General features: G+C 70.6%; 20 protein-coding genes. 7 read left to right on the top strand and 13 right to left on the bottom strand.

The annotated features are described in order from the left end of the window. Positions 1–23 precede the first annotated feature (23 nt). Positions 24–602 carry a CinA family protein gene (locus BMW26_RS13620; protein ID WP_072591723.1) on the bottom strand — a complete coding sequence of 193 codons (579 nt, stop codon included), beginning with the start codon at positions 600–602 and terminating at the stop codon, positions 24–26. Then, a complete protein-coding gene (locus tag BMW26_RS13615) occupies positions 599–1,120 on the bottom strand; it encodes an FHA domain-containing protein (protein WP_053097580.1) in 522 nt (173 codons plus the stop codon). Before BMW26_RS13615 ends, BMW26_RS13620 begins: the two co-directional genes overlap by 4 nt. A gap of 171 nt (positions 1,121–1,291) precedes the next feature. Between BMW26_RS13615 and BMW26_RS13610 the strand changes: the two genes are divergently transcribed. The 3 genes from BMW26_RS13610 to BMW26_RS13600 all read left to right on the top strand — a co-directional run bounded on the left by BMW26_RS13610 (position 1,292) and on the right by BMW26_RS13600 (position 3,696). Next, a complete protein-coding gene (locus BMW26_RS13610; protein ID WP_072591722.1) occupies positions 1,292–1,642 on the top strand; it encodes a DUF7882 family protein in 351 nt (116 codons plus the stop codon). A 153-nt stretch (positions 1,643–1,795) separates the two neighbouring features. Further along, on the top strand, positions 1,796–2,680 hold the full coding sequence (locus BMW26_RS13605) for an SDR family oxidoreductase (protein ID WP_056279629.1): 885 nt from the start codon (positions 1,796–1,798) through the stop codon (positions 2,678–2,680). A 44-nt stretch (positions 2,681–2,724) separates the two neighbouring features. Further along, on the top strand, positions 2,725–3,696 hold the full coding sequence (locus tag BMW26_RS13600; protein WP_072591721.1) for an EamA family transporter: 972 nt from the start codon (positions 2,725–2,727) through the stop codon (positions 3,694–3,696). Positions 3,697–3,708: 12 nt separating this feature from the next. Here the strand turns inward: BMW26_RS13600 and BMW26_RS13595 are convergent, their stop codons facing one another. Further along, positions 3,709–4,470 carry a YidC/Oxa1 family membrane protein insertase gene (locus BMW26_RS13595; protein WP_072591720.1) on the bottom strand — a complete coding sequence of 254 codons (762 nt, stop codon included), beginning with the start codon at positions 4,468–4,470 and terminating at the stop codon, positions 3,709–3,711. Between the two features lie 62 nt (positions 4,471–4,532). Continuing rightward, positions 4,533–4,805, bottom strand: coding sequence for a DUF6412 domain-containing protein (locus BMW26_RS13590; protein ID WP_053097575.1), 273 nt, complete (start codon positions 4,803–4,805; stop codon positions 4,533–4,535). Between the two features lie 103 nt (positions 4,806–4,908). Here BMW26_RS13590 and BMW26_RS13585 point away from each other — a divergent pair, with 103 nt between their 5' ends. Continuing rightward, positions 4,909–5,955, top strand: a complete 1,047-nt coding sequence (locus BMW26_RS13585; protein WP_072591719.1) for an NAD(P)H-dependent flavin oxidoreductase — start codon at positions 4,909–4,911, stop codon at positions 5,953–5,955. A 98-nt stretch (positions 5,956–6,053) separates the two neighbouring features. Here the strand turns inward: BMW26_RS13585 and purU are convergent, their stop codons facing one another. Next, entirely contained in the window at positions 6,054–6,905 is an 852-nt protein-coding gene (gene purU / locus BMW26_RS13580; protein ID WP_072591718.1) for a formyltetrahydrofolate deformylase, read from the bottom strand. A gap of 93 nt (positions 6,906–6,998) precedes the next feature. Here purU and BMW26_RS13575 point away from each other — a divergent pair, with 93 nt between their 5' ends. Both BMW26_RS13575 and BMW26_RS13570 read left to right on the top strand, forming a co-directional pair. Further along, positions 6,999–8,213 carry a cation:proton antiporter gene (locus BMW26_RS13575; RefSeq protein WP_072592346.1) on the top strand — a complete coding sequence of 405 codons (1,215 nt, stop codon included), beginning with the start codon at positions 6,999–7,001 and terminating at the stop codon, positions 8,211–8,213. Further along, positions 8,210–8,668: a glutaminase gene (locus tag BMW26_RS13570; RefSeq protein ID WP_072591717.1), complete on the top strand. Its 459-nt coding sequence runs from the start codon at positions 8,210–8,212 to the stop codon at positions 8,666–8,668. The genes BMW26_RS13575 and BMW26_RS13570 overlap by 4 nt, the downstream gene beginning before the upstream one ends. 55 nt (positions 8,669–8,723) lie before the next feature. Here the strand turns inward: BMW26_RS13570 and BMW26_RS13565 are convergent, their stop codons facing one another. The 6 genes from BMW26_RS13565 to BMW26_RS13540 form a co-directional block, all read right to left on the bottom strand. Next, positions 8,724–9,446 carry a glutamine amidotransferase-related protein gene (locus BMW26_RS13565; RefSeq protein WP_053099224.1) on the bottom strand — a complete coding sequence of 241 codons (723 nt, stop codon included), beginning with the start codon at positions 9,444–9,446 and terminating at the stop codon, positions 8,724–8,726. Positions 9,447–9,546: 100 nt separating this feature from the next. After that, positions 9,547–10,287, bottom strand: a complete 741-nt coding sequence (locus BMW26_RS13560) for a LysR substrate-binding domain-containing protein (protein WP_072591716.1) — start codon at positions 10,285–10,287, stop codon at positions 9,547–9,549. Positions 10,288–10,339: 52 nt separating this feature from the next. After that, a complete protein-coding gene (locus BMW26_RS13555) occupies positions 10,340–10,747 on the bottom strand; it encodes a DapH/DapD/GlmU-related protein (protein WP_053097570.1) in 408 nt (135 codons plus the stop codon). 81 nt (positions 10,748–10,828) lie between these two features. After that, on the bottom strand, positions 10,829–11,602 hold the full coding sequence (locus tag BMW26_RS13550; protein ID WP_056280260.1) for a DNA-formamidopyrimidine glycosylase family protein: 774 nt from the start codon (positions 11,600–11,602) through the stop codon (positions 10,829–10,831). Beyond that, on the bottom strand, positions 11,602–12,441 hold the full coding sequence (locus tag BMW26_RS13545) for an EI24 domain-containing protein (RefSeq protein ID WP_072591715.1): 840 nt from the start codon (positions 12,439–12,441) through the stop codon (positions 11,602–11,604). Before BMW26_RS13545 ends, BMW26_RS13550 begins: the two co-directional genes overlap by 1 nt. Before the next feature lie 33 nt (positions 12,442–12,474). Then, positions 12,475–17,067 carry an ATP-dependent helicase gene (locus tag BMW26_RS13540; RefSeq protein WP_072591714.1) on the bottom strand — a complete coding sequence of 1,531 codons (4,593 nt, stop codon included), beginning with the start codon at positions 17,065–17,067 and terminating at the stop codon, positions 12,475–12,477. A 69-nt stretch (positions 17,068–17,136) separates the two neighbouring features. Here BMW26_RS13540 and BMW26_RS13535 point away from each other — a divergent pair, with 69 nt between their 5' ends. After that, on the top strand, positions 17,137–17,547 hold the full coding sequence (locus BMW26_RS13535; protein ID WP_072591713.1) for a DUF6157 family protein: 411 nt from the start codon (positions 17,137–17,139) through the stop codon (positions 17,545–17,547). 2 nt (positions 17,548–17,549) lie between these two features. Here the strand turns inward: BMW26_RS13535 and BMW26_RS13530 are convergent, their stop codons facing one another. Then, entirely contained in the window at positions 17,550–19,223 is a 1,674-nt protein-coding gene (locus tag BMW26_RS13530) for an ABC-F family ATP-binding cassette domain-containing protein (RefSeq protein ID WP_072591712.1), read from the bottom strand. Positions 19,224–19,481: 258 nt separating this feature from the next. Continuing rightward, on the bottom strand, positions 19,482–20,138 hold the full coding sequence (locus BMW26_RS13525; RefSeq protein ID WP_232224469.1) for an alpha/beta hydrolase: 657 nt from the start codon (positions 20,136–20,138) through the stop codon (positions 19,482–19,484). Positions 20,139–20,206 lie beyond the last annotated feature (68 nt).

The following is a 20,206-nucleotide window of genomic DNA, read 5'->3' as shown; positions in this document are numbered from 1 at the left end:
GTCGAGCGCAGAAGAGCCAGGGCTCAGGCCGTGGGCTCTGCCGCGCCACCTTCCTCGGCGTCGTCTTCGGCGTCGTCTTCGGCAGCCGCGGATGCCGAAGACTCCGGTCCCGAGCGCCGCGGTCCCGCAGGGCGGATGCCCTCGGCATGGAACGCGAGCAGCCGCATGGCGGTGTCGACCGTCTCGTCGAGGACCTCCTGCGGATCGCCGCTGAGCGCCAGCCTGCGGTGACCGACCCCGTCGGCCGTGGCCCATCCGACGTAGACGGTGCCGGGCTCGTGCCCGCCTTCAGGATCGGGCCCGCCGACCCCCGTTGTCGAGATGCAGACGTCGGCGTCGAACAGCCGCAGTGCGCTCGCGGCGAGATGCTCGGCGCACTCGGGGGAGCACGGATCCGTTCCGGGCGTGAGTCCGAGCAGGCTCTCCTTCACATCGGTGAGGTAGGCCACGATGCCGCCGGCGAACCACGAACCGGCGTCGGCGCCCGCGCCGATCGTGCTCGCCAGACGTCCCGAGGTCAGGGATTCGACCACGGCGATGCGCAGTCCGCGCTCAGCGGCGACGTCGCTGACGCGGTCCAGCGGTGACTGCTCTGCTGTCACTTCTCTTCGGCGGAGTCCGCGTGCGTCGGGGCGTCGGACTCGATGGTCGCCTCGTCGGAGTAGTCGGGCCGCGGGGGCTGCAACGGCTGGTCGGAGTACTCGCCGCCGAGGCGTCCGCCGTACGGGCGCCCGTGGTCGGCGAACTCGTCGCGTGCGTAGACCAGCTCCCACTCGCCGACGGTGAAGCGTGCGCCGGTGCGCAGCGTCTGGGTGCGATCGCCGGGGTGGGTGGCGGTGGCGTCGGGGTTGCTGTTCATCTCGCCCTCGCCGTGGAGTTCGAGGACGTACTCGTCACGGTCGTCGTGAGTGATCGTGGCGTGCACGGGGTCGGCGCCGTCGAGCCGCAGCTCGTTGTCGGCAGCGGAGCCGATGCGCACCACGTCGACCTCGAGGGCGAACTCGGCGCGCTCGCCGTCGCGCGTGACGCGCAGGCGCGGGTTGCCCTCGCCGAACTCGGCGTGAGTGGTCGTGGGGGTGTAGCCCTCATCGGAACGGTCGTCGATGTGTCGTGCGTTCATGGTGGGTCTCCTCGCGGTTCCTGCCAGGATATCGGCGAAGGGATCCGCACGCAGGGGGTTGACTTCGGCCCGCTCCGACCCCGTCTGGACAGCCCGCTCGGGCCGACGCATCGAGGGCCTGCGGTCCCATAAACTGCATGACGAAGACCTGCACACCAGAGGAGAGGGCGAATGGGCAAGTTCATCTACGAGGGCAGCGTGAAGACCGAGATCGAGGATCGCGCCCTCACCCACCTGCAGCTCGTGATGACCGCCAAGCTGCGACGCGCCGAGCCGTTCCCGTTCAGCTGGCGCGAAGACGCGAGCGTCGGCGGCGGCCGCACGACGGTGTGGGTGCAGCCGGGCAGCTCGCTCGTCTTCAAGTACTTCGGCAGCAGGCAGCCGTCGATCAACCGCGCCTGGATCGAGGCGCTCGCCTTCACCGCGAACGCGCCGAGCGGGCTGTATCTCGTTCCCGAGCCACAGGACACGTCCGGCCCCGTCGCGCCGGCCGACGACGAGCCTACCGCTCCCGGGGCCTGAGCGGCCTGAGCCATTCACCTGTCGCACTCCGATCGTCGATCGAGGTGTCGATTGTCAACCCCCTCCCGAGGGCGCCGACGGGCCGCGAGTCTCGTTGGACGCCCGACTCAGGCCACGCACGATGATGGCGAGTCGCGAGGAAGAGGAGACACCATGGCAGACAGCACCCCCGACCCCCGCAGCCAGCACCGCGACGAGGAATTCCCCGGTCAGCAGCAGAACCAGCCGGGACTGACCGACGACATGCGCCCGACTCCGGACCACGGCGAGGAGTCGTACGTGGGCCACGGGCGTCTCGAGGGGCGGCGAGCCCTGATCACCGGCGGGGATTCCGGAATCGGCCGAGCCGTCGCGATCGCCTTCGCCCGCGAGGGAGCCGACGTGGCGATCGTGCACATGCCGGAGGAGCAGGCGGATGCCGACGAGACCATCGACCTCGTGCGCGCGGAAGGCCGCCAGGGGCTGAGCCTCGCCGGCGACGTCCGCGACGAGGCCTTCGCCACCGAGGTGGTGACCGAGACGCGGAGCGCCCTCGGCGGCCTCGACATCCTGGTGCTGAACGCCGCGTACCAGCACGACATCGACGGCTTCGAGAATCTCGAGACCGACCGCCTCCGCCGCGTGTTCGAGACCAACCTCTTCGGCCTGCTGTACTCGGCCAGGGCCGCGTACCCGCATCTGGAGTCCGGCTCCAGCATCATCGTCACGTCGTCCGTGCAGGCCTTCGAGCCGTCGCCCAACCTCATCGACTACGCGATGACCAAGGCGGCGCAGGTCGCGTTCGTCAAGGCGCTCGCCGAGGAGGCGGGAGAGCGCGGCATCCGCGTGAACGCCGTCGCTCCCGGCCCCATCTGGACGCCGCTGATCCCGGCCACCGGCTGGTCGGACGAACGGGTGAAGACCTTCGGATCCGACACGCCTCTCGGCCGGGCCGGACAGCCCGCAGAGCTCGCCGGCGCCTACGTGTACCTCGCGTCGGCGGAGTCGTCGTACACCTCCGGCGCCGTGCTCGCGGTCACCGGCGGCAAGCACCTCTGACGGGGCCGGTTCGTCGGCATCCGCGCGCGCCGTAGGCTGGCTGGGTGAAGCAGTCCACGCCGTCCCGTCCGCTCGTGGGCGTCGTGCTCGTGGTCTGCTCGTGTCTGTCGCTGCCGTTCGGGGCCGCGGTCGCGGCCCAGCTCTTCCCGGTGCTCGGCCCGTGGGGTGTGACCTCGCTGCGCGTGGCGATCGCGGCGCTGCTGCTGGTCGTCATCGTGCGCCCGAGACCATTCCGGTGGTCGAAGTCGCAGTGGCTCGCCGCCGTGCTGTTCGGGGTCTCGCTCGCCGCGATGAACGGCTTCTTCTATGCCGCGATCGACCGCATCCCGCTCGGTCCGGCCGTCGCGATCGAGTTCCTCGGGCCGCTCGTCCTCGCCGCCGTGCTGACCAGGCGCCTCGTCGATGCCGCCTGGGTGGGGGTCGCGCTGCTCGGGATGGTGCTGCTCGGCGTCGACGGACTGATCGGCGCCGAGCCCCTCGATCCGCTCGGGATCGTCTTCATCCTGATCGCCGCCGGCTTCTGGGCCATGTACATCCGGATGAGTGCCCGGGTGGGTGCCATCATCCCCGGCAGCAGCGGACTCGCGGTCGGCCTGGTCGTGGCCGCGATCCTGCTGATCCCGGTCGGTGTGCCGGCCGCGGTCACCGTCGCGGGCGACATGCAGCTGCTGCTACTCGCCGCGGTCACCGCCGTGCTGTCGTCGGTGATCCCCTACAGCTTCGAGCTCGCCGCGCTGCGTCGCCTGCCGCAACGCGTGTTCGGCGTGCTCCTGAGCCTCGAGCCCGCATTCGCGACGCTCGCCGGGTGGCTGATCCTCGGGCAGTCGGCGACTCCGCTGCGGATGCTCGCGATCGCCCTGGTGGTGGCGGCGAGCGTCGGCACGACGCTCGGCGTGCGACGTCAGCGTCGTCGAGACGATGCGGCCGCAGCCCGAGAGGTCGGGACCGCGCCCGACGGCGCCCGCCGCGACGACGAGCCCGGTCCCTTCACCGCGCCGATCCCGCTGCCCGAATGACCGGCCGACCCGTCAGGCGCTGACCGCAGCAGGCACGGGCAGCGGATAGCGGCGCCGCAGCAGCATCCGCTGCACCAGCGTCCAGACCACGGTCACGGTGAGATACAGCGCGGCGGCGAGCGGCACGAACATCGCGAAGACGGCCGTCAGATAGTGCAGAGCGCTGGTCACACGCAGCATCGTCGGCGAGTTCAGCGGCGAGTCGTCGTCGACCACGGCCGGCCGGAAGACCCGTCGTGTGATCTCGGCCACCACGATCATCACGGCGATCAGCGCACCGAAGACCCACAGCGTCTCCGGCGTCGCCGTGCCGCCGAAGACGGCGGAGACGAAACTGGTGCCCAGCGGTGCACCGAACAGGTCGTGCGTGAGCAGGTCGTTCGGGTGCCCGGCGATATCGGGGCGGATGAACAGCGTGTACAGGATGCCGACGACCGGCGCCTGAGCGAGGACCGGCAGCATCCCGGCGAACGGAGACGTGTTCTCGGAGCGGTAGAGCTCGAGCATCTCCTTCTGCAGGCGCTCGGGATTCTTCTTGTGCCGGCGTTGCAGTTCGCGCAGCCGAGGAGCCAGGCGCGCTCTGGTCTGCTCGGCCTTCGCCTGCGAGACGCCGACGGGAATCAGCAGGGCGCGCACGAGAAGCGTGACGAGCACCACGGCGAGTGCGGCGGCGGATGCTCCGGCGAGCGGTTCGAGCAGTGCGGAGAGCCCGGCAAGGGCGCCGTACGCCGCGTCGAGCAGGAAGGTCAGGGGTGGAAAGGCGAAGATGTCCATGGAAGTCCGTTCGTGTGTCGGGAAGGGTCGGCGAAAGCCGCGCAGTCCCGTACGAGGACGGACTACGCGGAGACGGCGACTCCCGGCGCACGAGGACGCGGGTGACCGGCGGCGTCAGGATCGCTCTGGGCGAGCAGGGTCGAGACGTCGATCGCCCGCAGCGGGTGCGGGGCGCTGCGTGGAGAGGGCGGTGCGACGCTCAGCGCCACGGCGATCGTGAGGGTCGTCAGGGCGATCAGCGCGATCGCGACACCGAGTGCCGCGGCATCCGGCACCGCGATGACCCCGAGCGCGGCCGCGACGAAGCCGAGCATCTGCCCGAACCATTCGCTCATGCGCGCCTCCCTGATCCCTCACGCCGAGATTATCACCGGCATCCGAGTGCGGCATCGGTCGCGCGCCCGCCTCGGGGCAGGGGAGCGGAGATAGCCTCGAAGCATGAGTGATCTGCGCGCACTGCTCGGCATCGAACACCCCATCATCCTCGGTCCGTTCGGCGGGCTCTCCTCCGTCGGGCTCACGGCGGCGGTCAGCGAGGCCGGCGGCCTCGGCGGCTATGGGCTCTACGGCTACGACGCCGACCGCATCGGCGCGACGATCGCGTCTCTGCGGGAGGCGACCTCGCGTCCTTTCGCGGTGAACATCTGGCTGCCGACCGGCGACGAGGTCGAGCCGAATCCGCAGCACACCGTGTTCGCGCAGGCGCTGCAGCCGTTCTACGACGCGGTCGGACTCGAGGTGCCCGCCCGCCCCGAGCGCTACCTGCCTCCCCTCGACGAGCAGCTCGACGCGATCTTCGAAGCGGCACCACCCGTGCTGAGCACCGTCTTCGGGGTTCCGTCCGGGGCCGTCGTCGACGAGGCGCACCGCCGCGGCATCCGTGTCGTGGCAACCGCGACGACCGTCGCCGAAGCCGTCGCACTCGCGGGCGCCGGGGTCGACGCCGTCGTCGCGACCGGCTTCGAGGCCGGCGGCCATCGGGTGTCGTTCCTCCGTCCGGCCGAGGAATCGCTCGTCGGGACCTTCGCACTCGTGCCGCAAGTCGTGGATGCCGTCGATGTGCCGGTCATCGCGGCCGGCGGCATCGCCGACAGGCGCGGCGTCGCCGCCGCGTTCGCGCTCGGAGCGTCAGCCGTGCAGGTCGGCACGGCCTTCCTCGCGACGGCGGAGTCGGCGGCGAACCAGGCGCATCGCGACGCCATCCGCTCCACCGCCGCCGACGGCACCGTTCTCACGAAGGCGATGAGCGGACGCCTCGCCCGCGGCACCCGCAACCGCGCGGTGCGGGCGATCGAGGCGAGCGGGACGATCGCCCCGTTCCCGATGCAGAACTGGCTCACCGGCCGATTCCGCGCGGCAGCGGGCGAGCAGAACCTCGGCGAGCTGCAGTCGCTCTGGATGGGTCAGGGCGCGGCGCTGGCCGGTCATGCGACCGCGGCCGAGGCCTTCGCCGAACTGCTGGCGGGAGTGCCGGAGGCCTGGTGAGCGTCGTTGTCGATCCGGGCTATGAAGCTGGCCAGGTCCCGGGGGCTCGCCGTCGACGTCATCGGCTAGAGGCGTCGCACCCCTCTGAGCGCCCCGGGTCAGAGGATGACGGTGGACCGGCCGTGGACGATCACACGGTCCTCGGCATGCCACTGCACGGCGCGGGCGAGAACGAGACGTTCGACGTCGGCGCCGCGCTGCTGCAGATCGGCGGCCGACTCCGAGTGCGTGACACGGGTGACGTCCTGCTCGATGATCGGTCCCTCATCGAGATCCGCCGTCGCGTAGTGCGCGGTGGCTCCGATCAGCTTCACACCGCGGTCCTTCGCCCTCGCATACGGGTTCGCCCCGATGAACGCGGGGAGGAAGGAATGGTGGATGTTGATGATCGGGGCGCCGAGACCCTCGATGAAGTCGTCGGTGAGGATCTGCATGTACCGGGCGAGGACCACCAGATCCACGTTGCCGCGCAGGAGCTCGAGCTGACGCTGTTCCATCGTCTGCTTGTCGCCTGAGGGGATGTGCACGAACGGCACCCCGAACGAGCGTACGGACTCGGCGAGGTCGGGGTGGTTCGAGACGACCATCGTGACGTCGATGTCGAGCTGGCCTCGCTGCGTGCGCCACAGCAGCTCCATCAGGCAGTGGTCGTACTTCGAGACGAAGATCGCGACCCGCTTGCGCCGCGCGGTGTCGTGCAGCGACCACTCCATGCCGAACCGCTCGGAGACCTGAGCCAGATCGGCTTCGAGAGCCGTGCGCGCCGCAGAGAGCCCGGGGAGGTGGATCACCGTGCGCTGGAAGAACCGGCCGCCCTCGGAGTCGGTGGAGTGCTGGTCGAGCGAGATGATGTTCGCGCCGTGGACGGAGAGCACGCCGGCGACGGCGGCGACGATGCCGGGCTGATCATCGCAGGCGATCAGCAGGCGGGCGGTGTCGGGCTGAGACATGAGGGCTCCTCGGGGGTGTGCATCGATTCTGCCGTGGATGCGACCACCGGGCGAATCGGACGCATCGCGACGACGGGTCGCTACTCTGGGAGCGTGGACGCGGGCGATCTCGGACTGGTGCTGATCCCGCTGCTCGCCGTGGCAGCGCCGCTGCTGGCGCGCGGCATCCGACCCCTCATCCGCGTGCCGATCATCGTGTTCGAGCTCGTCCTCGGGATTCTCGCGGGGCCCGCGATGCTCGGCTGGGTCGAGCCGACGCCCATCCTCGAGAAGCTCAGTGATTTCGGTCTCGCGATGCTGTTCTTCATCGCGGGCTCCGAGATCGACTTCCGGGCGGTCGCCGGACGGCCCCTCGTCCGCGCCTCGATCGGGTGGGCCATCAGCGTGGTGCTGGGCATCGGGATCGGCTTCCTCCTCGCCCCGGGCGAGGGGATGGTCGTGATCGCGATCGCCCTCAGCTCCACCGCACTCGGCACGCTGATGCCGATCCTCAGGGATGCGCAGGAGACCGACACCCCGTTCGGACGTGCGGTCACCGTGATCGGCGCGGTCGGCGAGTTCCTGCCGCTGATCGCGATCTCGCTCTTCCTCAGCACCCGCACCACCCCGCTCGCCACCGCGGTGCTGCTCGCCTTCGTCGTGCTCGCGGGGCTCGCCGTGCTCATGGCTCGGAGGATGCCGCACGGGCGCCTCCACTCGTTCGTGCGTGCGACCCTGCACACCTCCGACCAGTTCGGCGTGCGGTTCGTGCTGCTGCTCATCGCGTCGCTGGTCGGCCTCAGCGTCGTGCTCGACCTCGACATGCTGCTGGGTGCATTCGTCGCCGGAGCGGTGTGGCGCATCATCATGGCGCGCGCGCCCGAGAAGGACGCCGAGGCGGTCGAGACGAAGCTCGAGGCCATCGCGTTCGGCTTCCTCGTACCGATCTTCTTCCTCTACACGGGCGTGAACTTCGACCTGCAGGCGCTCACCGGCTCGTCGTCGGCGATGCTGATGCTTCCGCTGTTCCTCGTCGCGCTGCTCGTGCTCCGCGGCACGACCGCGCAGCTCTCCGCGCCGACGGGCGCGAGCGCCAGGGACCGCACCGCGATCGGGCTGCTGGCCGCCACCGGGCTGCCCATCATCGTCGCCGTGACGGCGATCGGGGTGGATCAGAAGATGATCGACACCGGCACGGCGGCAGCACTCGTCGGGGCCGGGATGCTGTCGGTGCTGCTGTTCCCCCTGATCGGGATGCTGATCCGCGGCGAGGCGGCACGACTCGTCGACCCGGCGCTCGTCCGCGAGACACCGCAGGGGGAGCTGTGACGGCCGCGTCCGCGCTCGTCGCCGACGCGCTGCGTGCGCTCGCCGGCCTTCCCAAGGAGGGACTCGGTGAAGAGCGCGAATCGCGGTGGCGCGGACGCCGCATCGTGCGGGTGGGCGAGGCGTGGCACCTCGGGGTGCTGCTGCTCACCGAGACGCACGCACTGGCGACCGCCGAGGTGCTGAGGGCCGCCGATCCGGGGCGCCGCGGCTACACGGCGGAGTCCGCGCGCGAGCGCGCAGAACGACGTGCTCTGGCACTGCGGGGCGGGTTCGACGAGGGCGATGTCGTGCACGTCGGATGGTCGGTGATCGACCTCGCCGTCGTGGACGCGGGCGGAGCATCCGGGCCTCTGGCGATGGTCGACACGGTGCCATCCGTGCGATGGAGCACGGCAGGCGGTTGGATGCCGCTCGAGGCATACCTCCGCGAACGGGTCGAGCTGCTGCGCGGCTGAGGCGACGGGCACGCCTGACCGGCTGAGCCCGCGGGTCAGGCTGAGCCCGCGGGCGTCAGGCTGCCGCGAACGTCTGCGCGAAACGGCGCAGCAGCGCCGCACCCTCCGTCACGGATGCCGACAGCACCTGCCCCTGCACGGCGTCGAACTCGTCGGGGTCGAAGTACCCGGTGGTGCGATAGAACGTCATCCGATCGGCGAAGTCCCGCGGAGTCGGCTCCGGATGGAACTGCGCCGTGTAAAGGTGGGTGCCCACCCGATACGCCTGCACGGGACAGGTGTCGTTCGTGGCGAGCAGCACCGCGCCCTCCGGCAGAGCCGCAGCGCTCTCCTTGTGAGCGGTGAAGACGGTGAGCGCGGGGGAGCTCGGACCGAAGACGGGGTCCGCGGCGCCGGCGGCGGTGGTCTCGATCACGGTGGCGCTCGCCGACTCGGGGGTGTCCGACGTGACCTGGCCGCCGAGCATCCGCGTCACCACGCCGATGCTGAAGCAGGTGAAGAAGGCGGCGACCTGCGAGTCGATCGCCAGCCGCGCGATGTGCTCGAGATCCGCTTCGACCCTCAGCTGCACGGCGGACTTCTCGACGTCGCTGACGTTGAACGGTGAGCCGCCGACGACGACGCCGCTGTATCGCGCGAGGCGCGCGGGGTCGAGGCGCTCGGTGAGCAGGTCGAGGCGGTCGACGACGTCGACGCCGAGCGCCCGTCGGAACGAGGCGTGCTCGGCATCCGCCGCCCCGAGTTCGGGGCGCACACAGACGTAGAGAAGCGAGACCACCACGAGAGTCTAACGACGACGGGACACGGTCGACGTCGCCGCCGACTCCGACCACATCAAGGAGCCGCCGCGGAGCCGTCGCGGTGGCGGCACGCTCGCGTCATCGGGACGAGTTTGACGTGCGGCCGCGCACGATCCCGATGAACGTCTCGACGTCGGGGGTGGTGTGATCGCGGCGCCAAGCCAGGGCGACCGTCGAGGTGGGGCCGTCGGCCAGGGACCGGTGGCCGACATCCTTGCGGTGGTGCAGGCGTGCGAGCGACATGGGGACGATCACGATGCCCGTTCCGGTGGCGGCGGTCACGATGGCGTCCGCGACCGACAGCCGTGCGAAGGTCGGCGCGACGGCACCCGGGATGTCGATCGGACCGAGCGCATCGTCGGTCGGGACCATCACGATCTCGCCCGACAGATCGGCGACGGTCAACTCGTCGGCCGCGAGGAGGTGCGACTCGATCGATGCGACCACCACCGGCACCTCGTTGTACAGCGTGATGATGTGCAGGTTCTCATCCGACAGCGGCAGGCGCACGAGGGCCGCATCGAGGTCGCCGATCGCCTCTCGCTGATCGGCGACCTCGATCGTCACCAGCTCGATGGGTACATGCGGCATCCGCTGCTTCCAGGCATCGATCCACTTGCCCGGTGTCGCGCCGGGGACGACCCCGAGACGGAATGTACGCGGCTGCTCCGATTCGGTGTCCGGCGCGTCGAAGACGACCTTGGCGGTCTTCTTCGGAGGCTTGGGCGGCGGGAACCGCTGAGCCGGTGCGGCCTTGTTGCGCCGCACGGGCGAGCCCTTGCCGGCACGTCCTGCCGGTCGTCGTCCCTGAGTCGCCATGTGCTCCAGGGTACCCGGCGGATGCGGTGAGACGTTCTGAGAGCGCGGCCGATCAGGCCGCGAGCCACAGCCCCTTCGGGTCGGTGGCGACCGTCAGTCCGGCCGCGACCGTCTCGTCGTCGCCGATGCGCGCACCGCGGACGATCCGCGCTCCCGCGCCGACCTCGGTGCGGACGCCGATGTGCGCGCCGTCTCCGACGGCGGCACCCTGGCCGATGTGTGCGTGCGCGTCGACGTGCGCACCCTCGCCGATCACGGCATCCGGTTCGATCCATGCGCCGCGGGCGATGGTCGCCCCCGCGCCGATACGGGCGCCGGGTTCGATGTAGGCGCCCGCTTCGATGTGCGCCTTCGGATGGACCTTCGCGCCGTGCGCGACGAGACCGCGACCGTTGGCGTGCTTGCGGTATCGCAGCGTGGCGCCCTGGTCGTTCTCGATGTCGACGTAGTTCTTTCCCACGATTCCTCCCGTGTTCCGGAGTTCTCCGGATATATCAATAACCACGGGGGTGCCGGATTCATTCCCGAGCATGGATGCGGGTCACCGCTGACACACGGGGCACCAGAATGTGATCCTCTCGCGGGTCGGATCCGCGCCCTGCTCGCCGCGTCTGATGGGGGTTCCGCAGCGGCGGCACTGGCGTCCGGCACGTCCGTACACCCACGTCCCCTGACCGGGGCGATCGACTCCGGTGAAGGTGCGATGGCGACGATCGCGGTTCGCGCGGATCGTGCGCACGCCGAGGTCGAGCAGTGCGGGAACGTCGACCTCCGGTGCGGGGGTCGTCGGCAGGATTCCGCGGAGGAACAGGAGTTCCGCGGCGTATTCGTTGCCGAACCCCGCGACGTTCCGCTGGTCGAGAAGGGCGACGTGGATGCTGCGGGTGTCGGCGCTCACGCGTCTGGCGGCCTCGACGGCATCCCAGTCCGGGCCGAGCGGATCGGGGCCGAGATGGCCGACGAGCTCGTCCTCGTCGCGGGTCGGAACGACCTCGATCTCGGCGAGGTCGATGCCCACCGCCTCGCGCTGCGCCGTGCCGACGATCGCGCGGACCTTGAACGCCGGATGCCGCCACTTCTCACCCGCCCGGTAGACGAGCCAGGCGCCGTCCATGCGCAGATGGGAATGCAGCGTGCTGTCGCCGATCCGCAGCAGCAGATGCTTGCCGCGCGCGATCGACGAGAGGATCGGCTGACCCGTCAGATCGAGCGTCGCGAATCGCGGCACCCGAAGGTCGAAGCGCGCCACCTCGCCGCCGACCAGCGCCTCGTCGAGACGTCTGGCGGTGCGGAAGACGGTATCGCCCTCGGGCATCAGGCGTGCCCTGACCCGGGGGGTGGCGGCAGCGGCGCCGAGACGCTGCCCGGCGGGGGAGGCGGAGGAGTGTGCTGTGGAGCGTGCTGCGGAGTGTGCTGTGGCAGCGGCGTGCGCTGCAGCATGGTGCGCGCGAGGGCAGTGGCACCCGCGACAGCGGCGGGCATGACCGCGACAGCCCCGCCGGGGATCAGAAAGCACAGCTGCGTGGCGACACCGAAGCCGAGCACGCGCGCGCGGCTGCCGCGGAACAGCACCGCCCGGTCGGCAGGGCTGAGATCGCGGGCGTCGAAGGCCCGCCCGGTGAGCTCGCGGGCGAGCATCCGTCCCGACAGCACGACGCCGCCCACCGCACCGAGGAATCCGCCGATGAGAGGGATGAGACCGAGGAGCAGCACGGCGATCGCGATCAGGATGCCGAGGACCACGAGTCTCAGGCCCTCGCCGACCGCCATCCAGAATCCGCCGCCGTCCGAGGGCGGGGCGTCGCCGAGATCGGCCTCGACAGCGCGCCAGATGCGCTGGTAGAACGGGTCGCCGATCGTCAGGGCGAGGGCGCTGAACACGGCGCTCGCGAGTGCGAGCGCCGCGGCGAAGATCACGATGCCCACGGCAGCGCGCAGCACCGAGCGCCAGGCCGGGATCCAGCCGTCGGCGAAGGGGGTGAGACCGTCGGAGATCGGCCCGAGAGCGAGCGCGAGCGGCACGAGTCCGGCGAGCAGCACCAGCGCGGCGATGAAGCCCGGTACGAGACCGAGGGCCATGAGCCCCGGTCGGCGCCGCCATGTGCCGAAACCGCGCAGCAGGGTGCGGACGCCGCTGATGAACTCCCCGATCATGCGTCCAGCCTAGAAGCAGTGGTCATGGGCCGGTCAGATCGCCTTGCGCAGCGTGTAGCCGCGGGGGGTGGCCACGAATCCGGACTCCTGCAGAGCGAGGGCGAGCTCGGTGCCGTACACGCCTTCGCCGTTGACCTTCTCGACCGTGAGGGTGTCGAGGCGCCGCGCACGGGCGGTCGCTGCGAGGTCGGTCGCTGCCGCGCGCAGCACCTCGGCGTCGTCGGTGAAGCACAGCACCGTGCGTCCCCCGCGTTCGAGGTAGAGGACGAGCGATCCGTCGACGATCACCACCAGGCCTCCGGCCTTGCGCCCGGGGCGATGCGAGACCTCGTCGCGCTTGGGCCATCCGAGCGCCGCGCCGTAGGGGTTGGCGGGATCTGTCGCGGCGAGCGTGACGGCATTGCGAGGCGGCGGATCGGCGAGCCCGGCGAACGTGCGAAGTCGGTCGACGGTGGCGGATGCCGCGAACTGCGCCGCGCCGAGCCTCTCGATCACATAGCCGCGGCGGCAGTGCCCAGCCTCCTCGAAGCCGGCGAGGACCCGGTATGTCTGCGCGAACCCGCCCGGCACGCCCTCGGCCTGCACGGCTCCGCGGGTGACCACGCCGTAGCGGTCGAGGAGCAGCCCTGCGGTGACGGTCGCACGACGAGCGGCATCCGTGTCGACGGTGGGCAGCAGCGACCAGCGCCCGCCGATCGACGTCGGTCGGGGCGCGGTCCGTGCCAGCGACATCCCCCGATAGGTGCGCGTGCGCGGAGCGCGTCGGGTGACCCGGTGCGCCTGGGAACCACCGGCCAGCAGCGAGCGGATCGGGGCGAAGGTGTCGTTGGTGACCCGGCCGCCCCACGTCAGCGCCCACAGCGCCTCGAGCACGGACTGCTCGTTCTCGGCGCCGGTCATGTCCTTCAGCTGACCGGCGAAGTACGCGCCACCCGCATCCAGCGCGATCAGCACTCGGGCCTCGAGCGAGTCGGCGGCGATCTCGTCGTCGGGCTCGGGCAGCGTGAACGGCGCGAGGTCTGCGGGATGCAGCGAGACCCAGCCGTCGCGCCCCGGCAGCGTGCCGTGGCCCGACCAGATGACCTCTCCCGAGGCAGTGAGCTCGTCGAGCAGGGCGGGGGAGTAGTCGCGCACCCGAGAGGGCAGCACGAGCGACTCCCACGCGCTCGCGGGCACGGGCACCCCGGCGAACTGCTCGATCACCGCGAGCACCCCGTCGAGTCCCTCGAGCGGGCGTCCCAGGTGCTGCCAGTCCGGCAGGAAGCGCGCATACGCCTCGGGTGACACGGGCTCGACGCTGCCTCGGATCGCGGCGAGCGACCGCATCCGCAGGCGGCGCAGCACCTCGGTGTCGCACCATTCGGTCTCGTTCCCCGTGCCCGAGGCCTCGGGCAGGAAGTAACCGCTGGTCAGTCTGCCCGAGTGCTCGAGCCGCTGCAGGGTATGCCGCGCGACGGCGGCGCCGAGCCCGAATCGCGTCGCGACGGCATCCGTCGTGAAGGGACCATGCGTGCGGGCATAGCGCGCGATGAGGTCGCCGAGCGGATCGGCGAGCGGTTCGAGGAATGCGACGGGGATGCCGGTGGGCAGCGCGACACCGAGTGCGTCACGCAGCCGACCGGCGTCCTCGATGGCTGCGACGCGCGTGGTGCCGGCGACGGTGACGGGGATCGCGCGGCGGGCGGCGATCAGCGCGTCGAGGTGGTCGGACGCGGACCCCGTCTCCGGGTCGAGTCGTGCGTCGATCTCGGCGGCATCCATCGGACCGAGCATCCGCAGCAGATCGGCGACGCCTTCGAGACCTCGCGCTCGTCGCTCGGGGTCGAGGCGCTGCGCTTCTCTCTCGAACTGGGCGATGACGTCGGGGTCGAGCAGCTCGCGGAGCTCGATTGTGCCGAGCAGCTCGCCGAGCAGCGCGGGGTCGACCGAGAGGGCGGCCGCCCGGCGCTCGGCGAGGGGGGAGTCCCCTTCGTACATGAAGGCGCCGACGTAGCCGAACAGCAGGTCGCGGGCGAAGGGCGAGGGCTGAGACGGCTGCGTCTCGACGAGCCGGATGCGCCGGTCGGCGATCGACACCGCCAGCGTGCGCAGCGAGGGCAGGTCGTAGACGTCCTGCAGGACCTCACGGAGCGTCTCGAGGATCACGGGGAACGTCGGGTGCCGGCGCGCCACCTCGAGCAGCTGCGCCGAACGCTGACGCTGCTGCCACAGCGGGGTGCGCCGGTTGGGGTTGGTGCGCGGCATGAGCAGCGCGCGCGCCGCGCATTCGCGGAAGCGCGACGCGAACAGCGCCGAGCCGCCGACCTCCTGGGTGACGAGCTGCTCGAGTTCATCCGGGTCGAACACGAAGAGCTCGGCCCCGGGCGGCTCGGCCTCGGCATCCGGGATGCGCACGATGATGCCGTCGTCGCTCGCGACCGCAGAGCCCTCGACTCCGAGTCGCTCGCGGATGCGGGCGTTGATCGCCAGCGCCCACGGTGCATGCACCTTCATGCCGTACGGGGAATGAAGGATGACCCGCCAGTCGCCGACCTCGTCGCGCCCGCGCTCGACCGTCAGAGTGCGATCGGTCGGCAGCGTTCCGGTCGCTTCGCGCTGCTCGGTCAGGTGCGCCATCAGGTTCATCCGCGCCTGCGCGTCGAGTCCGGCTTCGATCAGTCGCTGGGCGGCCTTCTCGGGAGTCGCGGCGGAGACCTCTCGCGAGAACCTCCCCAGCGCCTCGCCGAGCTCGAACGGTCGGCCGATGCCGTCTCCGTGCCAGAACGGCACCTTGCCGGGCTGGCCGTAGGCGGGGATGACGTTGACCCGGTCATGGGTGATCTCGGCGATCCGCCAGCTCGTCGTGCCGAGCGTGAAGACGTCGCCCACTCGCGACTCGTAGACCATCTCCTCGTCGAGCTCGCCGACGCGGGCGCCGGTCGACTCGCCGGCGACGAAGACCCCGAAGAGTCCGCGATCGGGGATCGTGCCCCCGCTCGTGACGGCGATGCGCTGCGCGCCCGGACGTCCGGTCAGGGTGCCGGCGTCTCTGTCCCACACCAGCCGCGGGCGGAGCTCGGCGAACTCATCGGAGGGGAACCGTCCGGCGAGCAGGTCGAGCGTCGCCTCGTAGGCCGATCGCGGGAGCGACTGGAACGGAGCCGAGCGACGCACGGTCTCGAACCACTCCTCGACGCTGATCTCGCCGAGGGCGCTGGCGGCGACCGTCTGCTGCGCGAGGATGTCGAGTGGATTGCGGGGCACCTGGATCGCCTCGATCTTGCCCGCCAGCATCCGCTCGGTGACGATCGCGGTGTGCAGCACGTCGCCGCGGTGCTTCGGGAAGAGGGCGGCCCGGCTGATCTCGCCGACCTGGTGACCTGCTCGCCCGACGCGCTGCAGACCGGAGGCCGCGGACGGCGGAGCCTCGACCTGGATCACCAGGTCGACCGCACCCATGTCGATGCCGAGCTCGAGGCTGCTCGTCGCGACGACGCAGCGCAGGACACCGGACTTGAGCTCTTCTTCGACCTGGGCGCGCTGCTCTTTCGAGACCGACCCGTGGTGCGCCTTGGCGAGCACGGGGTCTGCTCCGGCGGTGGCACCTGCCTGCGCCATCATGGCTGCCGGCACGGAGGCCTCGGGCAGTGCGACGCCGATGCGCTCGGAGTAGATCTCGTTGAGTCGCCCGGTGAGGCGCTCGGCGAGGCGACGCGAGTTGGAGAACACGATGGTCGACTTGTTCTGCAGGATGCGATCGACGATCGCCTCCTCGACGTGGGGCCACACGGAGCCGGTGACCTCGGTGTACTCCGCATCCGCCGCGTCTCCCGCGTCCTTCGGCGCGCCGGGAGGGGGTGGCGGATTGGTCATGTCGTCCATCGGCACCACGACGCCCAGCTCGAACGTCTTGGACGCCGGCGGCGCGACGATCTCGACAGGGGCCGCGCCGCCGAGGAACCGCGCGACCTCGTCGATCGGACGCACGGTGGCCGACAGTCCGATGCGCTGTGCGGGTTGGTCGTGGCCGTGGGTGCGACGCAGCGCATCGAGCCGCTCGAGGCTCACCGCGAGGTGGGCTCCGCGCTTGGTCGCGGCGACCGCATGCACCTCGTCGATGATGACCGTGTGCACATCGCGCAGCGTCTCGCCGGCGCGACTGGTGAGCATCAGATACAGCGACTCGGGGGTCGTGATAAGGATGTCGGGCGGATCGGAGACCAGCTTGCGGCGATCGCTCGAGGTCGTGTCGCCCGAGCGCACGCCGACCGTCACCGAAGGGGCCTCCACACCCAGTCGCCTGGCCGACTGGCCGATGCCGATGAGGGGCGAGCGCAAGTTGCGCTCCACGTCGACGCCGAGCGCCTTCAGCGGCGAGATGTAGAGGATGCGCGTGCGCGAGGCGTCGGCGGCCTTCGCGCGCTTCGCGGGAGGGGTGGGCTGCTCGATGCGCTCGCGGAACACGCTGTCGATCGCCCAGAGGAAGGCCGAGAGCGTCTTGCCCGAGCCGGTCGGTGCGACGACGAGCGCGTGCTTTCCGGCAGAGATCGCATTCCAGGCGCCCGACTGGGCGGGCGTGGGTTCGGGAAACGCACCCCGGAACCAGTCTTGCGTGGCAGGGGTGAAGCGTTCGAGCACGTCGCTCATCCCTCCATCATCACCCGTGCCACCGACATCGGGGTCGGCATTGTCCGAGGGTGCGGGCATGCTGTAGGCATGGCGACGCACACCACGAACTACGCGAGCACGTTCATCGAGGTCGCAGAAGACTGTCCCGTCGACCACGCCGAAGAGCCGCCGACGGGTGAGAGGCCCACGATCGCCGCACTGCACTATCGACTGATCGCGGAAGAGCCGTATGCGCGCACCTCCGACGACGTGATCTTCACCACCCATGCGCTGCGTGCCGGGATCGACCCCGACGACTCCGCCGCACGCGAGGCGTTCTTCTCGAAGGGGCAGCCCTGCCTGCGCTCATCACCGCTGGGAAAACGCTACGGGTGGGGGATCGCCCACGACGCCGAGGGGCGGGTCGCGCTCGTCCCTCGAGAATCCGAGGACTACACCCTGCTCGCCGCCGACCCCGCGATCGCCCATACCCGGGCGATGCGGAGCCGACGGGCGTGAGCTCACCTCGCGGTCAGTGAGCCGTCGACGTCGATCTCGAGCGTGAGTCCCAGGTCGAGACGCGCGAGGAACGCATCGTCATGACTCACGACCAGCACCGCCCCGCGGTATGCCCGGAGCGCCTCGACCAGCTGATCGACCGTGTCGATGTCGAGGTTGTTCGTCGGCTCGTCCAGCACCACGAGGTGGGGTGCGGGGTCCGAGAGCAGCAGTTTCGCCAGAGCCACGCGGAACCGCTCGCCGCCTGACAGAGCGGCGACATGTCGCTCCGCGGTGGCCCCTCGGATGAGGAACCGTGCGAGGCGATTGCGCAGCTCCTTCTCGGGCACCTGCGGTGCGGCATCCGCGATGTTCTCGAACACCGACCGGTTCTCGTCGAGCCCGTCGACGCGCTGCGGCAGGTAGCCGATCCGGTCGGTGAGAGCTGTCGCGACGAGGCGCGCTCCGGAACTCCGGAGACCCGCGCCGTCACCCGACGGATCGGGCCGATCCGCGTCGAGCGGCGGCGCTTCTCCGGAGTCGTGGCCGACGTCGGCCACGAGCCGTTCGAGCAGCGTGGTCTTTCCGGCGCCGTTGCGCCCGATCAGCGCGACCCGATCGGGACCCTGGATGATCCACGACCTCTCGCCGTCGCCGATCGTCGCGATGCGACGACTGCGTGACACCTGCGGATCCGGCAGCTCGATCTTCATCGACGCGTCGGACCTCAGGCGCCGCCCCGCCTCGTCGAGCGCGGTGCGGGCGGCATCCTCCTTCGCCCCGACCTCCGTGCGCAGCCTGCCCGCCGACACCTCGGCCGCCATCTTGCGCCCGTGGGCCACGATCTTCGGCACGCGCTTCTCGATCTCGGCCTTCTTGGCGGTGCGCGCTCGGTGGGCGAGCTTGACCTCGGCCTCGATGCGCTGGCGCTTCTCCTTGCGGAACTCCTGTTTCGCCGTCACCTCCGCCTGCCTCGCGGCATCCTGCTCGGCGTCCAACCAGGCGCGCCATTCGGAGTACGGCCCGCCGAACACGCTCAGCGTCTGGGCGTAGAGCTCGGCGGTGTCGTCCATCAGTTCGAGCAGCGACAGGTCGTGGCTGACAACGATGAGTGTGCCCTTCCACGAGCGGACCATCGCCGCGAGTCTCGCGCGGGCGTCGCGGTCGAGATTGTTGGTCGGTTCGTCGAGCAGGGTGATCGGCGCGCGCCGGAGACGGATGCCGGCGATCGCGACCAGCACGGCCTCACCACCCGACAGCTCGCCGACCCTCCGGTCGAGGAACTCGGGGGCGAGCCCGGCGTCTGCCAGGGACATCTCGGCGCGCGCTTCGATGTCCCACTCGTCGCCGACCGTGTCGAAGTGCACCTGATCGACGTCGCCCGCGCCGATCGCACGGACGGCATCGAGGGCGGGAGCCACTCCGAGAAGATCGGCGACCCGGCGGTCGACGTCGAGTGTGAGCTGCTGCGGCAGGTAGGCGACCTCGCCGGTGGTGGTGAGGTGCCCGGCCGTCGGGGTCAGCTCGCCCGCCATCAGCCGCAGCAGCGTGGACTTGCCGGCGCCGTTGCGACCGACGAGGCCGGTGCGACCGGAGCCGAATGATCCGGAGACCGAGTCGAGCGCTGACGTGCCGTCGGGCCAGGTGAAGGTGAGTCGATCGAGGGTGACCGATGAATGAAGAGTGGGGACTGACATGGTGTCTCCTGTCCAGTGCGAGGGTGCACTGACACCGGTCGCCCGATGGGCCCGTCTGAGCGGGTCGCTGTCGAAGGACAGCGGGCGGTGGTCTGCCGTGGAGTCGGCGATCGTCGGGTCAGCGCGCGGAAAGATGAGCGCGGAGGCGACGGATCAGATCAAAGGACTTCCAGACACGGCGGACAGGACTCAACGACGATACCCGGGCGTGTCGGAGTTTCGCAACCCCGGGCGTGTCGCGGCTGCGTGCGGGGGCGGTCACGCCTCGACGGCGCGCTCCAACCACTTCGTGAGGAACGCGCGCACGTCTCGGAGCTCCTCCTCCGAGATGCTGTGCGTGAGCCCGGTGTAGACGCGTCCGGACAACTCGGAGTGCGCCGGAAGCCACTCGGCGGTGTGCGCGACCAGCGCCTGGGGGATCACCTGGTCGTTCGTGCCTCGGCCCCAGAAGACGTGCGGTCGCGCCTCGGTCAGCGCATCGTCGCCCGGCAGCTCGCCGGGCGCGGCGTAACCGCTGAGGGCCACCACGGTGTCGATGCTCCCGGGCGCGAGTCGCATGGCCTGCAGGGCGACGGCGGCACCCTGCGAGAACCCGAGAAGGGCCACGGCAGGGGCGTGGGCCCTGACATCGTCGAGCCAGCGCAGGAACGCCTCTGCCGCGACGGTGACGGATGTCGAGCTGCGGCCGTCGAGACCCTCGATGGCGTACCACGAGCGCCCGGGCATCGGCCACGGGGGAGCGAGCGGGGCGGCGACGGACGCGACCACGATGCCGTCCGGCAGGTAAGGGACGAGACCGAACAGGTCGTGCTCGTCGGCGCCGTATCCGTGCAGCAGCACCAGCAGCGGCATCCCCGCGCGATCTTCCGTCGACCAGCGCGTGAGGAGCCCGTCGATCATCAGTTCTTCGCTCACGGTCCCATCCTGCCAGCGCCGTCCGACACCCGCAGGAGACGATCATCGGATCGTATGCCGGTCGTGGC

It is taken from the genome of Microbacterium sp. 1.5R, from assembly GCF_001889265.1.
Lineage (GTDB): Bacteria > Actinomycetota > Actinomycetes > Actinomycetales > Microbacteriaceae > Microbacterium.
The sequence above is the reverse complement of the archived record's forward strand: the minus strand, read 5'-3'. Positions and strand labels throughout refer to the sequence as shown.

Coding starts and splice junctions, on each gene's coding strand:
- BMW26_RS13590 (WP_053097575.1), bottom strand. CDS start 4,805: ATGAGCGAATGGTTCGGGCAGATGCTCGGCTTCGTCGCGGCCGCGCTC.
- BMW26_RS13610 (WP_072591722.1), top strand. CDS start 1,292: ATGGGCAAGTTCATCTACGAGGGCAGCGTGAAGACCGAGATCGAGGAT.
- BMW26_RS13535 (WP_072591713.1), top strand. CDS start 17,137: ATGGCGACGCACACCACGAACTACGCGAGCACGTTCATCGAGGTCGCA.
- BMW26_RS13585 (WP_072591719.1), top strand. CDS start 4,909: ATGAGTGATCTGCGCGCACTGCTCGGCATCGAACACCCCATCATCCTC.
- purU (WP_072591718.1), bottom strand. CDS start 6,905: ATGTCTCAGCCCGACACCGCCCGCCTGCTGATCGCCTGCGATGATCAG.
- BMW26_RS13595 (WP_072591720.1), bottom strand. CDS start 4,470: ATGGACATCTTCGCCTTTCCACCCCTGACCTTCCTGCTCGACGCGGCG.
- BMW26_RS13560 (WP_072591716.1), bottom strand. CDS start 10,287: ATGGCGACTCAGGGACGACGACCGGCAGGACGTGCCGGCAAGGGCTCG.
- BMW26_RS13530 (WP_072591712.1), bottom strand. CDS start 19,223: ATGTCAGTCCCCACTCTTCATTCATCGGTCACCCTCGATCGACTCACC.
- BMW26_RS13550 (WP_056280260.1), bottom strand. CDS start 11,602: ATGCCCGAGGGCGATACCGTCTTCCGCACCGCCAGACGTCTCGACGAG.
- BMW26_RS13545 (WP_072591715.1), bottom strand. CDS start 12,441: ATGATCGGGGAGTTCATCAGCGGCGTCCGCACCCTGCTGCGCGGTTTC.
- BMW26_RS13605 (WP_056279629.1), top strand. CDS start 1,796: ATGGCAGACAGCACCCCCGACCCCCGCAGCCAGCACCGCGACGAGGAA.
- BMW26_RS13615 (WP_053097580.1), bottom strand. CDS start 1,120: ATGAACGCACGACACATCGACGACCGTTCCGATGAGGGCTACACCCCC.
- BMW26_RS13540 (WP_072591714.1), bottom strand. CDS start 17,067: ATGAGCGACGTGCTCGAACGCTTCACCCCTGCCACGCAAGACTGGTTC.